This is a genomic window from Aeromonas sp. XH (assembly GCF_033348475.1).
Taxonomy (GTDB): domain Bacteria; phylum Pseudomonadota; class Gammaproteobacteria; order Enterobacterales; family Aeromonadaceae; genus Aeromonas; species Aeromonas sanarellii.
Map to the genome: position 1 here is coordinate 1,256,818 of NZ_CP137630.1, position 13,331 is coordinate 1,270,148.

Annotated in this window: 18 protein-coding genes and 1 other RNA gene; 9 read left to right on the forward strand and 10 right to left on the reverse strand. The window is 61.6% G+C overall.

The window, feature by feature from the left end; all coding sequences use genetic code 11:
- Positions 1-150 precede the first annotated feature (150 nt).
- The 3 genes from pdxH to R2B70_RS06005 all read left to right on the forward strand — a co-directional run bounded on the left by pdxH (position 151) and on the right by R2B70_RS06005 (position 2,472).
- Positions 151-789, forward strand: a complete 639-nt coding sequence (gene pdxH / locus R2B70_RS05995) for a pyridoxamine 5'-phosphate oxidase (protein WP_318162876.1) — start codon at positions 151-153, stop codon at positions 787-789.
- A gap of 134 nt (positions 790-923) precedes the next feature.
- The gene (locus R2B70_RS06000) at positions 924-1,874 is read left to right on the forward strand and encodes a GNAT family N-acetyltransferase (protein ID WP_318162877.1); all 951 of its coding nucleotides are present in this window, start codon (positions 924-926) and stop codon (positions 1,872-1,874) included.
- 91 nt (positions 1,875-1,965) lie between these two features.
- Complete coding sequence (locus R2B70_RS06005; protein WP_042076886.1) at positions 1,966-2,472, forward strand: GNAT family N-acetyltransferase; 507 nt, start codon at positions 1,966-1,968, stop codon at positions 2,470-2,472.
- A gap of 72 nt (positions 2,473-2,544) precedes the next feature.
- On the opposite strand, the gene R2B70_RS06010 is transcribed toward R2B70_RS06005, so the two are convergent.
- A complete protein-coding gene (locus R2B70_RS06010) occupies positions 2,545-3,045 on the reverse strand; it encodes an SRPBCC family protein (RefSeq protein WP_042076887.1) in 501 nt (166 codons plus the stop codon).
- A gap of 182 nt (positions 3,046-3,227) precedes the next feature.
- Here R2B70_RS06010 and R2B70_RS06015 point away from each other — a divergent pair, with 182 nt between their 5' ends.
- A complete protein-coding gene (locus tag R2B70_RS06015) occupies positions 3,228-3,662 on the forward strand; it encodes a GNAT family N-acetyltransferase (protein WP_318162878.1) in 435 nt (144 codons plus the stop codon).
- 139 nt (positions 3,663-3,801) lie between these two features.
- Here R2B70_RS06015 and ssrA read toward each other — a convergent pair.
- Together ssrA and smpB are read right to left on the reverse strand one after the other, a co-directional pair.
- Positions 3,802-4,161: a transfer-messenger RNA gene (ssrA, locus tag R2B70_RS06020) on the reverse strand.
- 106 nt (positions 4,162-4,267) lie between these two features.
- Complete coding sequence (gene smpB / locus R2B70_RS06025; RefSeq protein ID WP_042076889.1) at positions 4,268-4,756, reverse strand: SsrA-binding protein SmpB; 489 nt, start codon at positions 4,754-4,756, stop codon at positions 4,268-4,270.
- A gap of 169 nt (positions 4,757-4,925) precedes the next feature.
- Between smpB and R2B70_RS06030 the strand changes: the two genes are divergently transcribed.
- Positions 4,926-5,360, forward strand: coding sequence for an SRPBCC family protein (locus R2B70_RS06030; RefSeq protein WP_042076890.1), 435 nt, complete (start codon positions 4,926-4,928; stop codon positions 5,358-5,360).
- Complete coding sequence (locus R2B70_RS06035) at positions 5,353-5,712, forward strand: RnfH family protein (protein WP_042076892.1); 360 nt, start codon at positions 5,353-5,355, stop codon at positions 5,710-5,712. The genes R2B70_RS06030 and R2B70_RS06035 overlap by 8 nt, the downstream gene beginning before the upstream one ends.
- Before the next feature lie 69 nt (positions 5,713-5,781).
- Here the strand turns inward: R2B70_RS06035 and R2B70_RS06040 are convergent, their stop codons facing one another.
- The 4 genes from R2B70_RS06040 to R2B70_RS06055 form a co-directional block, all read right to left on the reverse strand.
- Entirely contained in the window at positions 5,782-6,417 is a 636-nt protein-coding gene (locus tag R2B70_RS06040) for an NAD(P)H-binding protein (protein ID WP_042076912.1), read from the reverse strand.
- A 114-nt stretch (positions 6,418-6,531) separates the two neighbouring features.
- A complete protein-coding gene (locus tag R2B70_RS06045; RefSeq protein ID WP_005325779.1) occupies positions 6,532-6,870 on the reverse strand; it encodes an outer membrane protein assembly factor BamE in 339 nt (112 codons plus the stop codon).
- A gap of 7 nt (positions 6,871-6,877) precedes the next feature.
- On the reverse strand, positions 6,878-7,396 hold the full coding sequence (locus R2B70_RS06050; RefSeq protein WP_318162879.1) for an iron-containing alcohol dehydrogenase: 519 nt from the start codon (positions 7,394-7,396) through the stop codon (positions 6,878-6,880).
- Between the two features lie 131 nt (positions 7,397-7,527).
- Positions 7,528-8,382, reverse strand: a complete 855-nt coding sequence (locus tag R2B70_RS06055) for a hypothetical protein (protein WP_318162880.1) — start codon at positions 8,380-8,382, stop codon at positions 7,528-7,530.
- A gap of 754 nt (positions 8,383-9,136) precedes the next feature.
- Here R2B70_RS06055 and udp point away from each other — a divergent pair.
- Complete coding sequence (gene udp / locus R2B70_RS06060; RefSeq protein WP_042076893.1) at positions 9,137-9,892, forward strand: uridine phosphorylase; 756 nt, start codon at positions 9,137-9,139, stop codon at positions 9,890-9,892.
- Positions 9,893-9,989: 97 nt separating this feature from the next.
- Here the strand turns inward: udp and R2B70_RS06065 are convergent, their stop codons facing one another.
- Positions 9,990-10,754, reverse strand: a complete 765-nt coding sequence (locus R2B70_RS06065; protein WP_318162881.1) for an RluA family pseudouridine synthase — start codon at positions 10,752-10,754, stop codon at positions 9,990-9,992.
- A gap of 159 nt (positions 10,755-10,913) precedes the next feature.
- Here R2B70_RS06065 and rihA point away from each other — a divergent pair, with 159 nt between their 5' ends.
- Together rihA and R2B70_RS06075 are read left to right on the forward strand one after the other, a co-directional pair.
- The gene (gene rihA / locus R2B70_RS06070) at positions 10,914-11,849 is read left to right on the forward strand and encodes a pyrimidine-specific ribonucleoside hydrolase RihA (RefSeq protein WP_318162882.1); all 936 of its coding nucleotides are present in this window, start codon (positions 10,914-10,916) and stop codon (positions 11,847-11,849) included.
- Between the two features lie 29 nt (positions 11,850-11,878).
- Complete coding sequence (locus tag R2B70_RS06075) at positions 11,879-12,355, forward strand: hypothetical protein (protein WP_042076899.1); 477 nt, start codon at positions 11,879-11,881, stop codon at positions 12,353-12,355.
- A 98-nt stretch (positions 12,356-12,453) separates the two neighbouring features.
- Here the strand turns inward: R2B70_RS06075 and R2B70_RS06080 are convergent, their stop codons facing one another.
- The gene (locus R2B70_RS06080; RefSeq protein ID WP_318162883.1) at positions 12,454-12,750 is read right to left on the reverse strand and encodes a winged helix-turn-helix domain-containing protein; all 297 of its coding nucleotides are present in this window, start codon (positions 12,748-12,750) and stop codon (positions 12,454-12,456) included.
- On the reverse strand, positions 12,747-13,277 hold the full coding sequence (locus R2B70_RS06085) for a DUF1523 family protein (protein ID WP_042076902.1): 531 nt from the start codon (positions 13,275-13,277) through the stop codon (positions 12,747-12,749). Before R2B70_RS06085 ends, R2B70_RS06080 begins: the two co-directional genes overlap by 4 nt.
- Positions 13,278-13,331: the final 54 nt, after the last annotated feature.

The following is a 13,331-nucleotide window of genomic DNA, read 5'->3' on the forward strand; positions in this document are numbered from 1 at the left end:
AGTTGGCAGAAACAGGGAGGCATGAGCCTCCCTTTCTTTTTTTGCACGGCCATTTGGCCGCTCCGAGGCTTGTACCCATGGCGTGCTCGTCGCACAATGCCTCCACCGATCGCCGCACGGGCGGCAGAGAAAGAGAGAAGGAAAATCAAGATGATGGATGTGGCTGATCTGCGTCGTGAATACACCCGGGGCGGACTGCACCGGGCCGATCTGCCGGCCGAGCCCCTCGCCCTGTTCGAGAAGTGGCTGGCCCAGGCGTGCGAGGCCAAGCTGACCGACCCCACCGCCATGGTGGTGGGCACAGTGGACGCAGACGGCCAGCCCTGGCAGCGCACCGTGCTGCTCAAGCACTACGATGCCGAGGGCATGGTGTTCTACACCAACATGGGCAGCCGCAAGGCGCGCCAGTTGGAGGACAATCCCCGCATCAGCCTGCTCTTCCCCTGGCACACCCTGGACCGCCAGGTGCACGTCACCGGCCGGGTTGAGAAGATGAGCACCTTCGAGGTGATGAAGTACTTCCACAGCCGCCCCAAGGACAGCCAGATCGCGGCCTGGGTCTCCCAGCAGTCGACCCGCATCTCGACCCGTGGCGTGCTGGAGGCCAAGTTCCTCGAACTCAAGCAGAAATTTGCCAAGGGCGAGGTGCCGCTGCCGAGCTTCTGGGGCGGTTTCCGGGTGCGCATCGACACCGTCGAGTTCTGGCAGGGGGGTGAGCATCGCCTGCACGATCGCTTCTACTACACCCGAGAGGGGGACTGCTGGCACATCGAGCGTCTGGCCCCCTGATGAACCTTGCCAGGCTCTCCCTGCAAGGGCGGTTGTGTATTGGTGAGCGCGGTTGAGCGCAGGATCCGTGGGCGTCGCTCGGTAATGGTCACGGTTTCTTCCCGTGTCAGCATCCTGTTGTCGCAGGAGGGTACATGGATCTGTTGATAGAGGGGAGGCTCTGGCAGCCCCGCTGGCAAGGTGTGTTGCAGGCCTGGCAGCGGCAGGGGAACCGCTGGTGGCTGCTGCTCGGCAAGGGGGAGGGGCAGGCGGTGGGGGCTCCCTGGGCGGCCTGCCCGCCAAATGGCATTCTCCGTGCCCGGGACCTGCTCGCCGCCTGGCTCGAGGCGGATGCCGCCCCCCTCATGACCGGGGAGCCGATCCGGCAGATCCTGATCGCCGGCTCCGGCGCCCTGCTGACCCTGGCGAAGGAGAGCGGCCTGATCACCCTGGGACCGAGGGGGGCTGACCAGACCCTTGGCGCCGATGAGGATCTGGCCAGCGCGCTGCAAGCGCTGCTCGCCCGGCGCCTGACCACGCCGGTGCTGCGCGAAACCGGCGGGCAGGACGCATTGGTGCTGCGCCCCCTCGCGCCTGCCGATGAGAGCGCCATCCAGCACTATTGCTCGGACGAGGCGCTCGCCCGCTACACCCTTAACATCCCCCATCCCTATCCCGACGGGGCGGCCAGGGACTGGCTCGCCATGAGCGGGCGCAAGGCGGCCCTCGGGCTGGGGCGAACCTGGGCCCTGACCCTGCCGCAGGGGCGCGAAGACGAGCCCGCTCCCCTGGTCGGCACCATCTCCCTGCACTGGCACGGGGAGCTGGCCTGGTGGGTGGGCGTGCCCTGGCAGAACCGGGGGCTGGCCACGCGCGCCGGGTTGCTGATCAGGGCGTTCGCGTTCGACCGGCTCCACCTAGCTGCCCTGACCGCCCGCCACCTGCCGGGCAACCTCGCCTCCACCCGGGTGATGGCCAAGCTCGGCATGCGCCACTGCGGGCGGTGGCCCGACTCGGCTCGCCAGCCCCTGGTACTCGATCACTGGCGACTGGACAGGGAGCCCTCCCTGTCGGCGGCCAGGACGCATTCTCGCCCCTTTTCCTGAGTCCGTCCTCCCATTTTCAGACAAAGGCACTCAAGCCGGATGCCACTTCTGTGGAATAATGGCCGCCCTGCTGTACGAGGAGTAACCCTGTATGTTGAGAACCGAGCGTCCCGGCGACATGCTGCCAGTCTATGAGCTGGTGAGCGCCGCCTTTGGCCGTCCCGACGAGGCCGAACTGGTCAACCGCCTGCGCGAGTGTGGGGCTGCCGTGGTCACCATGGTCGAAGAGGAAGAGTACGAGTTCATGGGGCACCTGATGCTGAGCCCGATCACCATTGACGGGCAGGAAGGACCCTGGCTCGGACTGGCTCCCGTGGCCGTCCATCCCGACTGGCAGGGGCAAGGCATCGGCTCGGACCTGGTGCGGGAGGGGCTGGATACCGCCCTGGAGATGGACTGGAAGGCGGTGGTGGTGCTCGGCGATCCCGCCTACTACGGCCGTTTCGGCTTTCGGCCCGCCAGTGACTTCGGCCTGCACTGCATCTACGAGGTGCCCTCGGAGTGCTTCATGGCGATGGAGCTGCAGCCCGGCGGGCTAGACGGCATGCGGGGCGAAGTGCTCTACCACCCCCTGTTTGATGAGGAGCCGGTGGCGTGACCGCCTGCCCATCCACGAAAAAGGACCCTGAACGGGTCCTTTTTTGTGCCATGCCCATCGCTTGAATGGACGTCACTGAGCCAAGGATTTCAGCTGCTGCTTGCCCGGTGGATTGCTCCAGTCGATGGGGCCATGGGTGAAGCGGTACTGCAGCCTCGGCAGGCTGAGCTCCAGCCACTCCTCCCGGAAGTAGGCATAACCCTGATCCCAATCCGGGTCATTGGCCCAGCCGGTCTGCAGGAAGTGGAGCCGGGTGCCCTGACCTTCCGGCACGAAGCGCAGGCTGACCTGGGTCTTCTGCTGGCGGATATGGGGAAACTGGGGCGGGAAATTCCAGCTGAAGCTGAGCAGGTCATGGGGCATGACCGCCATCACCCTGCATCCCTCGCTGCCGCGCTCTCCCAGCGGGGCATCGGGTCTGAAATAGATTTCGAAAGGTCCGTTGGGTTCCGGCACCATGAGGCATTCCGGCGCCAGGAAACTGCGCAGCCCGCTCTCCGTGGTCCAGGCGCGCCAGACATCGTCAATGTGGGCGGGTACCAGAATACTGCCTTCTATTTGCTTGTTATCCATAAATCAGTGAACCTCAAACCAGTCATGGACGGGACCTCGGCAGTATAGCCCGTCGGGCGATAAAATAGGCAGCCCTGTGTCACACCGTCATGTATTCAAGAGGGTCCAGATTGCCGATTTGACAGCGCGGCGGGATCCATCGAGAGTGGGAAACCGTGAGAACCTAATTCAAGGATGGCACCATGATCAGAATGATGAGAGATGCCGACGAACCCCAGCTGGCACAGCTGTTTCTCAAGGGGAGGCGTCAGGCCTTTCACTGGGTCGATCCCTCCCTGTTCCGGCTGGAGGATTTTGCCGAGCAGACCCGGGGTGAGCGGATCTGGGTGGCGGAGAAGGGGGGCAACCCTTGCGGATTCGTCTCCATCTGGGGTGAAGACAGCTTCGTGCATCACCTCTACGTGGTGGCTGACTGGCACGGGCAGGGCATGGGGCGTGCCTTGCTGGCTGCAGGGTTGGCCGGATACCCGTCACCGGCCTCCCTCAAGGTGGCCACCCGCAACACCACGGCGATGGCCTTCTACCACCGCCTGGGCTGGCAGAACACGGACGAGACCGGCCACTGCGACATCACGGGACCCTGGCGCAGGCTCATTCTGGAATCAGGCCCGGCATGAGGGAACCCGACAGGCAACGCCATCACCCCGCAGCCCGCGCCCCATGGTAGTGCCATGTCTTCGGCTACTGACAGGCCCTGTTTCCGACTACAGGCAGAAAAAAGGGCCACCTCTTGCGAGGTGGCCCTTTCCAAACATTTGGTGGAGCTGGGGGGATTTGAACCCCCGTCCAAAATTACTACATCCTTGGCACTACATGCTTAGTCACTCTTTACATTCGCCAACCCGCTGCGGAGAGACACGCCACGCATTGACTAGCTCGATTGGTTTTAATGCTTCCGCCCCGAGCAGGACTTCCACACGATCCTGTGAAGGATGACCTTCCATTTCCCTAGGACACAGGCAAGCTAGGGGAGAAGGGCTCAGCGCAGGTTATTAAGCTGCGAGTGCGTAGTTTTCGTCGTTTGCGACTATTTTTTTGCGGTTTATTAACGAGGCCTACCGCACCTCGGCATGCACCTTGGGTTTCGTGAATCTTGTCGAATCCAGAATCAGCCCCAAGTTGTTAAGAGGGATTGTACGCAAAAAACCTGCCATGGCAAGGCGTTGATGGCAATCGACCGGCCTGGGCCGGTCGATTGCTGGTTTATTGGGCGTCTGGCGCATCAGCCGCGGTGCTTGTTCTTCATGATGCGGGCCTTCTCCCTATCCCATTCGCGGGCCTTGGTGTCTTCCCGCTTGTCGTGTTCCTTCTTGCCCTTCACCAGGCCGATCTCGACCTTGACCCAGCACTGCTTCCAGTAGAGGGCGAGCGGCACCACAGTGTAGCCCTGGCGGGCGATCAGGCTCTCGAGCTTGTCGAGCTCGCGGCGGCTCAGCAGCAGTTTGCGGGTGCGGGTCGGGTCGCACACCACGTGGCTGGAGGCTGCCTGCAGCGGCAGGAAGCTGGATCCGAACAGATAGGCTTCGCCATCACGGAAGATGACGTAGGCTTCGCTGATGTTGGCCTTGCCCGCCCGCAGGGATTTGACTTCCCACCCTTGCAGGGACAGGCCCGCTTCGATCTTCTCTTCGATGAAGTACTCGTGGCGCGCGGTTCTGTTGAGTGCAATGGTGTTGGACCCGGCTTTGTTTTTACTGTTTTTTTTGCTCATGACGGGCGATTTCCGGCAATGACTGGGAGGTTCGTATTATACGTAGGCAGGGACGGCTGTAAAACGCGCAGCGGCTCGAGTGGCGGCTTTGTGAGCAGTTTGACCGAGGTTTTACCTCCACAAGCCGAAACATGGTGATAAAATCGCGGCGATTGGATGAGGAAAACCCATGCCCCGTATTACTCGCAGTGCCCTGGTGATGTTCAGCGCGGAACAGATGTTCCGGCTGGTCAATGATGTTCACGCTTATCCCGAGTTTCTGCCCGGCTGCGTCGGCAGTCGCGTTCACGAGTCGGGGGAGGACTACATGATGGCGTCGGTCGACGTGGCCAAGGCGGGGATTGCCAAGACCTTTACCACGCGCAACCGGCTCGATGCCAACCGCGCCATCAAGATGGAGCTGGTGGAGGGCCCTTTCAGCAAGCTGGCGGGCTGGTGGACCTTCACCCCCCTCGACGAGGATGCCTGCAAGGTGGAGTTCGACCTCGACTTCGAGTTCACCTCCAAGCTGATCGAACTGGCGTTCGGCCAGATCTTCCGTGAACTGGTGAGCTCCATGGTGCTCGCCTTCTCCAATCGTGCCAAGGTGGTGTACGGTGTCTGAACTGCTCAGTATCGAAGTGGCCTATGCCTTGCCCGAGCGGCAAACCGTGCTCAGCTTGCGCGTCGCCCCGGGTACCAGCGTGCTGGCGGCCATCGAGGCGTCCGGCATAGTGCAAAAGCACCCGGAGATCGATCTGGCGGTCAACAAGTTCGGCATCTACAGCCGTCCGGTCAAGGGGAGCGAGCCGGTGCAGGACGGGGATCGCATCGAGATCTACCGCCCCCTCATCGCCGATCCCAAGGAGATGCGCAAGAAGCGGGCGGAGAAGGCCAAGGAAGAAGGGCGGGCCGATGTGGTCACCGGCGGGCGGCCCGACGTCCACCGCAAGCGGGACGACGGCGAATCGGCCTGACGAAGGATGCAATGACAAGGGGCGCTGCGGCGCCCCTTGTTGATCCCGCACTCTGATGCCGAAGGCCGCTTACAGCGCGAGCAGGCGCTCGTTCTCCACCGTCTCGATGCCGCTCTCCTGCTGTGCCAGCAGCGCCATGGCGTGGGCCACCTGGTTGGCCTCTATGGCCCGCCAGCGCCTGAGAGGGCCGCGCAACAACGGCCTTATCAGCGGGTAGATGGCCTGGACGATCTGCTCCGACAGGCGAGGTGGCTGGCGATCGCCCAGCAGCATGGCGGGGCGCAGGATGACGAGTCGCTGCCACTCCTGTGCCAGCAGGGCCTGCTCCATCTCCCCCTTGGTGCGGGGATAGAGGGCGGGAGCGCGCGGATTGGCCCCCAGGCTGGAGACCACCAGCAGGCGCCGGCAGCCGTGGCGGCGGGCCAGATCGGCAAAGGCCAGCACATAGTCGAGGTCGACCCGGCGAAATCCTTGCGCCGAGCCGGCCTCCTTGCGGGTGGTGCCGAGGCAGCAGAAGGCGAGATCGATGGGGGTGGGCAGCGCGACCTCGTCGAGGTGCTCGAAGTCTACCGGCAGCCAGTGTCGACCGGGGGCCGGCTCGCCCGGCTTGCGGCAGAGCAGGGTCAGCGAGTGCGCCGGGCTCAACTCGCGGATCAGGGCCTGGCCAATCAGACCGGTTGCCCCGGCAATCAGGATCTGGCTCATGATGATCTCCTTGGTGGGTCCTGTGCCCTTGAGCATGGCCCGGCAGGGGAGCCTTGGCCGTTTTTCCCGGCTCTGACAAGACAAAACCGGCCTTGGCCGGTTTTGTGATGCAATCTAGAGCGGTGTGGTGAAGGCGGCGGGGAGGGGGAAATCGCCCGTGGCGGTGGCCAGCCTGTCCCCCACGAAGTTCAGGGTCAGCTCCTTGCGCTCTTTGTCGCCACGACCTGGCTGGAACTCGTAGAGGTAGTACCAGGTGTTGGGGTCGAAGCCATCGCGCAGCATGGGGGAGCCCAGCACGAACTCGACCTGTTCGCGGGTCATGCCCTGGCGCAGCTTGTCGACCTGCTTTTGTTCCACGTAGTTGCCCTGGGGAATATCGATGCGATAGACCAGGCTGCAACCGGACAGGGTGAGGGCGGTCAGGGCCGCGGCAATCAGGTGTTTCATCCGCATATCGGGTTCAGATCATCCATACAGTCTTTTTAGCTCGGCAAATCATACCCACTCCCCGGGCGGAAGTAAAAAGCCATTGATCCATCAGCCAATAAAAAGGGCCGGACGGCGGTCCTGGCAACGCCTGCTTGGGGTTGGTGAAGCCGCAGGCATCTTTCAGGGCGTTCTCGGCCAGCACGTCGAAGTCATCGGCCCAGATCCCGAACTGCGCCAGCCTGGCCGGGAGCGCCACGTCACGGGTCAGCTGCCGGATGCGGCAATGGCTGCGGCCCCTTGCTCGTCGGTCATGGCGCTCACCTGGGTGTTGTAGGCCTGGACATGGGGCAGCAGCACGGCGTTGCAGACCCCGTGGGGCAGGTCGTAGAAGCCAGCCGAGCTGGTGCGCCATGGCGTGCACGTAACCCAGGCTCGCGTTGTTGAAGGTCATGCCGGCCAGGAACTGGGCGTAGGCCATCTGCTCGCGGGCGTGCAGATCATCCCCCCGGTCGACGGCGGTACGCAGGTGTCTGGCAATCAGCTGGTTCACCCGGAGACGGCGTGACGGGTGGGGAAGGGAATGGAAGACGGCGGGAAAATCCGCGGCTTTTCATATATCGTGACCGTCTTATTATGCTTCGTTAATCTAAACGACGGCCCTATCAGTCCGTGGGGGTTTGATTAGGGTTTTTCGGTGTGAAAAGAATAGAGATCCATTAGTTTAACTGCTCTGGGTTTTGAATAATAAAATCCCTGGATCGCCCAACTGCCGCTGGACAGAGCAATATCGTGTTGTTTTTTTGTTTCAATTTTACTGATGATAGTTGTTAGGCTGTATTTTTCCTGAAGTGATAGCACGCAATCTTTGAAATTATTTATCTCTTGCTGCGATGATGGAGGCGCGCCAAATTTAACGCAATTGAATATCCCACTTGAAAGATACCGTTTACGCCAATCCCCCCCCTGCCACAAGAAGTTATCGACAGCCAAATTAATGTCATGCTCTTTGAGCCTCACCAAACTATTAATGGTGATGTTGTTGTCAATAATCGGGCAGTGGCTTATCTCAATGTATAAAGAAATATTATATGAAGAGAAAATGTTGGAGAAATAAATTAGAGCCTCTTCTACAGCGTGTAGTATTCGGTATTCAACTTTAAAGAAAAACATGGTGACTTTTTCTTTTAAAGCATTAATAAGTGCGTCACTTAACTGTAGAAGAGTTAACTCAATAAGTGATATTGAGTCACATGAATTATAAAAACTGGTGGGGGGGACAGCTTCCTGTGGTCGATATAAAATCTCCAATAGCCGTGGCTGACCTTCAATGGCGATGGACGGGAGATTGACTTGGCGTGATCTAAATATTGATGCTATATGAATGTCCTGAACCACAGGCTGGAAAAGATTTATGATAGTAGGGTTAAATGATAGCTTGCGTTTGCTGTTGAATGATTCAATACGTTCAATCCCGATCATTCGGTAGGTTAAAATATCAACACCATGATCTTTTAGCTGCTTAAACAGACCAGTCATACCACGTTCCTTATGTGTACTGGTGATCGATGCGTTAAAGTATGGCAGCGTTCAATAAAAAGACTCTATTGGCACTTTATCATCGAGAGGTTTCGGTGTCACGGAGAAGATGTAGCACACCATCCCCCCCCGGCCCTCTGAAGGGATTGCAGAAGAGGTTTCAAGATCGGCAGTCCATGGATCCTTTAGTGCCCTCTACACTGCCTGCCAGAAAGCCCCGAGTGTAGCGGTCACCTGGGGCTGGGAAAGTCATGACTTGCTGGTTGATTTGGGCAACAACGCCCGTTTACCCACCACTGTTTTTCATTTTTCGCGGCGGGCTACAGCTTGATAGCGGGAATGTAGAACTTGAATGTGGTCATGATGGACTCCGGTTGATTAGCCATTAAGTGGCATGCGGGCGCCAACATAACAGCGTCGGAGGGGATGAGAAGGGGTCGATGGTATCTTGTTGGCAACTTTGTGGGCTCGATCGAGCTCTGGTTATGCGGGGCTGAGAGGGGTTTGACAAGGGGGAGGGGTGGCAAAAGAACGCAAAAACGTTTTTCAATAAATTCATCACGTTAGCAAACGTTTCGCGCCGTTTTTGTCATCTTGGAAGCACAGAAGTGTGAGGCGCATCAAGGAATTGGAAAGCGCTTTCGACCATAGTTGGCGCCTCCCCGGACGAGGGGGTACAGGCTTGAAAGTACCATAAAGAATCACCTTAACTGCACTCGGCTGCCAGGCGGCGGGGCGCAACCAGGAGTCCACTATGTCTGATGTATTTCACTTGGGTTTGAAGAAAGCGGATCTGCAAGGCGCCACCCTGGCGATCGTTCCCGGTGACCCCGAGCGCGTGAAGCGCATCGCAGAGCTGTTGGACAACCCGGTGCACCTGGCCAGCCATCGTGAGTTCACCACCTGGCGCGGCGAGATGGACGGCAAGGCCGTGATCATCTGCTCCACCGGCATCGGCGGCCCGTCCACTTCCATCGCGGTGGAAGAGCTGGCCCAGCTGGGCATCCGCACCTTCCTGCGCATCGGCACCACGGGGGCCATCCAGCCGCACCTGAACGTGGGCGACGTCATCGTCACCACCGGCTCCGTGCGCCTCGACGGTGCCAGCCTGCACTTCGCGCCGATGGAGTTCCCGGCCGTGGCCGATTTCGAGTGCACCACCGCCCTGGTGAACACCGCCAAGGAGCTGGGCTCCAGGCTGCACGTGGGCGTGACTGCCTCCTCCGATACCTTCTACCCGGGTCAGGAGCGCTACGACACCGTCTCCGGCCGCGTGGTGCAGCGCTTCCAGGGTTCCATGAAAGAGTGGCAAGCCATGGGCGTGCTGAACTACGAGATGGAGTCCGCCACCCTGCTGACCATGTGCACCAGCCAGGGCCTGCGCGCCGGCATGGTGGCTGGCGTTATCGTCAACCGTACCCAGCAGGAAATCCCGAACGCCGAGACCATGGCGAAAACCGAATCTGATGCCATCAAGATCGTGCTGGGCGCCGCCCGCAAGCTGATCTGATAGCACCACACCGAGTGGGGGGTGGGGGCCGTTGCGAAAGCGCGGCCCCTATCTTTATCCGCCGCTTACCGCCCTGCTCACTCTCCCTCGACCCGCCTTACTCCTGCTGCCCCGTCATGGCTGCCAACGCCTCCCCAAAGGGGGCCTCGCATCGGATCTGCATGGGCTCACCGCTCACCGGATGGACAAAATCCAGGGCGCTGGCGTGCAGCATCAGCCGTGGCGCCCGCGCGCAGCCGGGCAGCCGCAGACCGCCATAGAGATCGCAGCCCAGGATGGGGTGGCCCAGCCACTGGCTGTGGATGCGCAGCTGGTGGGTGCGGCCGGTCTCGGGCACCAGCCGTACGCGGGTCAATGGCACCGGCTGGCCTTGCACCTCCCGTGTCAGCCGCTCCACTACCCGGTAGCGGGAGCGGGCGGGCTTGCCGCTGGCGGCGCAGATGCTCATCAGCGGGAAGAGGGCCGGATCCTTGGCGATGGGGGCGTCGACCACCCCCTCGTCCGCTGCCAGATGGCCGCACAGCAGGGCATCGTAGGCCTTGCTCACCGAGCGCAGGCTGAACTGCTGGCAGAGCCGGGCGTTGATGGCCTTCCTCCTGGCCACCACCATGATGCCGGAGGTGCCGAAGTCGAGGCGATGGACCAGGGTGCAGCCGGGGTAATCCTGTACCAGGCGGTAATGGACCGAATCGAGGTTCTGCGGGTTCTTGCCCGAGAGGCTCAGCAGGCCGCTCGGCTTGTTGATGAGCAGCAGGTGCTCATCCTCGAACAGGATCCCGATGCCGGCCTCGCAGGGCGGGGCAACGAAGGTATCGACGATGACGGACATAGGGCACCCGGGCTGAGAAGGGGGAGGGATCATACCCGAATGACCGGACAGAGGCGACCACACGACGCGCTACCGACATGGGGCGGCAAGTGATTGATCTGGCGGGTGAAGCCGTTTTGTGACTCCCTCCAGAGTTCATCCGGCCGCGGCTTGCTAAGGTAGGGGGCCTGTCAGGTTGCACGGAGTCTGTCCATGGCGTTGCCCCTTATTCTCGATTGCGATCCCGGCCACGACGATGCCATCGCCCTCATCCTGGCGCTGGCTAGCCCGGAGTTGAAGGTGCTGGCGGTCACCACCAGCGCCGGCAACCAGACGCCGGACAAGACCCTCAACAATGCCCTGCGCATCCTCACCCTGCTCGGTCGCCACGACATGCCGGTGGCGGCGGGGGCGCCCAGGCCCCTGGCCCGGGAGCTCATCATCGCCGACAAGGTGCACGGGGAGTCGGGCCTCGATGGCCCCAGTCTGCCGGATCCCGCCTTTGCGCCCCAGGCCATGACGGCGCTGGAGTTGATGGCCCAATGCCTGCGCGAGAGCCCGGAGCCGGTCACCCTGGTGCCGACTGGTCCGCTCACCAACATCGCCCTGTTGCTGGCGGCCCACCCCGAGCTCAAGCAGAAGATCGCCCGCATCGTGCTGATGGGCGGCGCCGCAGGGGCGGGCAACTGGACCCCGGCGGCGGAATTCAATATTTATGTGGACCCGGAAGCGGCCGATATGGTGTTCAAGTCGGGGCTGCCCATCACCATGTGCGGGCTGGACGTGACCCACCAGGCCCAGGTAATGGACGAGGATATCGAGCGGGTGCGCGCCATCCCGAACCCGGTGGCGCAGTGCGTGGCACAGCTGCTCGACTTCTTCATGATCTATCATCGGGATCCCAAGTGGGGATTTGCTGGCGCACCGCTCCACGACCCCTGTACCATCGCCTGGTTGCTGGCACCCTCCCTGTTTCATGGGGTGGAGTGCCGGGTCGACATCGAAACCTGCGGTACTCATACCCTGGGCATGACGGTGGTGGATCGCTACGATCTGACCGGCAGGCCCGCCAATGCCCTGGTGCTGCTGGGGCTGGACAGGGTCGGCTTCATCGAACTGCTGGTGCAGCGGTTGCAGACATTTGGCTAACATCTCGGACATCGGATAAGGGGTTGGGAATGTGGAAAGGGACGTTGGCGCTGCTGACATGCATGCAACTGGCGGGTTGTGCCACCCCGTTCGAGAAGATGTGGCAGGGGCTGGCGACCTGCGAGCTGGACTCCCTCCATCTCGACAGCGAGACGGGGCGCCCGGCGAATCCACAGCTTGCCATCTACACCCCCGACAAGGTGAGCGACGGCTTTGCCTGGTACAAGCTGCACGAGGAGCTGCACGGCCTGCCCATCGTCGGTTTTCTCGTCCCCGCCTCAACCTTCGAGGTACACGCCCTCTTCGTGGACACCCCCATCGCCAACGCGCGCAGGCTGACCCACAACGCCTATGGCAGCGAGTTTGCTGACGAGCAGCTGCATGATGAGGGGATGGCCCCCCTGCTGCTGCGCGATCCCAACAACCCCAAGCGCTCCATCATCGATTGCACCCGGGGCGAGTCGGCGGAGCCGCTGCCGGAAGAGTCCTTTGACGAAGGGGATTAAGCGCCCGGCGCTCGCAGAAGGGTGACCCGGCCAGACAAGAAAGGGGCCAGCCGCAAGGCTGGCCCCTTTCTATGGGAGGCAGACCAGGGGCCTGGAAATCAGGGATAACCCAGGGTCTGCTTGATGGCGGGCAGCTGGGCCCGGATCCAGTCAGGATTGATGGGCCCCCAGTCGCTGATGCGATAGTGACCCTGGAGGTGGCGGGCCCCCTCGGTCTGCTCGAAGGCGCAGCAGATGTCGAGCTCCGCCAGGGCACTGAGCGTGTCCTGGGCGGTGCGGCGCGGCATGCCGGTGGCGGTCATGATGGCGGGCACCGTATCCGTGCCCTGGCTGATGAGGTGAGCCACGTAGAGCCGGCGGTAGAAGCTGGTGCGTGTTTTGCTCGGCTCGCTCATATCTCGTCCTCGAGGCGATCGAAGTAGCGCCAGGTGGCGATGGCGGCCTTGCCCATCACCAGGGCCCAGACGCCGAACCAGAACCAGCGGAAGAAGCTCCAGGTGGAGGCATCGGGCTCGGCGCTCTCGATCTTGGTGACGTTGGGGAAGAGGGAGAACATGTTCACCCGCCAGCCGTAGGAGGTGATCATGGCCAGGCGTTTCTCGAACTCCATGGACTTGGCCTTGGCCTGGACGTCGGCGGCGTTGAACTTGAAGTAGAAGGGCCAGCCCCAGAGGGTATCCTCGTTGCGGAATACCCGGATCTTCTCGCCGGGGCGCTCGGTATAGATGTAATAGACATCCACGGTGGGGCCGTCGGCCGGGTTCTTCTGGCTGATGGGGCCGTCCTTGTCGGTGCGTTTCACCTCGACCCCTGTGATGGTGGCGATGGTGTGCTCCGGCAGATAGAAATCGAGCCAGAGTGCGGAGAGCAGGGCGATGAGGCCGAGCGCGACAAAAGCGGGTTTCTTGAACTTGAGGCTCATGGTGTTCTCTGGGTGAGGGGGAGTGACGTGCCTCTACCATACCCATATTTGCGG

What these genes read in the sequence shown, in the direction of transcription:
- pdxH (WP_318162876.1), top strand. Translation starts at nt 151, where the DNA reads ATGATGGATGTGGCTGATCTGCGTCGTGAATACACCCGGGGCGGACTG.
- R2B70_RS06000 (WP_318162877.1), top strand. Translation starts at nt 924, where the DNA reads ATGGATCTGTTGATAGAGGGGAGGCTCTGGCAGCCCCGCTGGCAAGGT.
- R2B70_RS06005 (WP_042076886.1), top strand. Translation starts at nt 1,966, where the DNA reads ATGTTGAGAACCGAGCGTCCCGGCGACATGCTGCCAGTCTATGAGCTG.
- R2B70_RS06010 (WP_042076887.1), bottom strand. Translation starts at nt 3,045, where the DNA reads ATGGATAACAAGCAAATAGAAGGCAGTATTCTGGTACCCGCCCACATT.
- R2B70_RS06015 (WP_318162878.1), top strand. Translation starts at nt 3,228, where the DNA reads ATGATCAGAATGATGAGAGATGCCGACGAACCCCAGCTGGCACAGCTG.
- smpB (WP_042076889.1), bottom strand. Translation starts at nt 4,756, where the DNA reads ATGAGCAAAAAAAACAGTAAAAACAAAGCCGGGTCCAACACCATTGCA.
- R2B70_RS06030 (WP_042076890.1), top strand. Translation starts at nt 4,926, where the DNA reads ATGCCCCGTATTACTCGCAGTGCCCTGGTGATGTTCAGCGCGGAACAG.
- R2B70_RS06040 (WP_042076912.1), bottom strand. Translation starts at nt 6,417, where the DNA reads ATGAGCCAGATCCTGATTGCCGGGGCAACCGGTCTGATTGGCCAGGCC.
- R2B70_RS06045 (WP_005325779.1), bottom strand. Translation starts at nt 6,870, where the DNA reads ATGCGGATGAAACACCTGATTGCCGCGGCCCTGACCGCCCTCACCCTG.
- R2B70_RS06055 (WP_318162880.1), bottom strand. Translation starts at nt 8,382, where the DNA reads ATGACTGGTCTGTTTAAGCAGCTAAAAGATCATGGTGTTGATATTTTA.
- udp (WP_042076893.1), top strand. Translation starts at nt 9,137, where the DNA reads ATGTCTGATGTATTTCACTTGGGTTTGAAGAAAGCGGATCTGCAAGGC.
- R2B70_RS06065 (WP_318162881.1), bottom strand. Translation starts at nt 10,754, where the DNA reads ATGATCCCTCCCCCTTCTCAGCCCGGGTGCCCTATGTCCGTCATCGTC.
- rihA (WP_318162882.1), top strand. Translation starts at nt 10,914, where the DNA reads ATGGCGTTGCCCCTTATTCTCGATTGCGATCCCGGCCACGACGATGCC.
- R2B70_RS06075 (WP_042076899.1), top strand. Translation starts at nt 11,879, where the DNA reads ATGTGGAAAGGGACGTTGGCGCTGCTGACATGCATGCAACTGGCGGGT.
- R2B70_RS06080 (WP_318162883.1), bottom strand. Translation starts at nt 12,750, where the DNA reads ATGAGCGAGCCGAGCAAAACACGCACCAGCTTCTACCGCCGGCTCTAC.
- R2B70_RS06085 (WP_042076902.1), bottom strand. Translation starts at nt 13,277, where the DNA reads ATGAGCCTCAAGTTCAAGAAACCCGCTTTTGTCGCGCTCGGCCTCATC.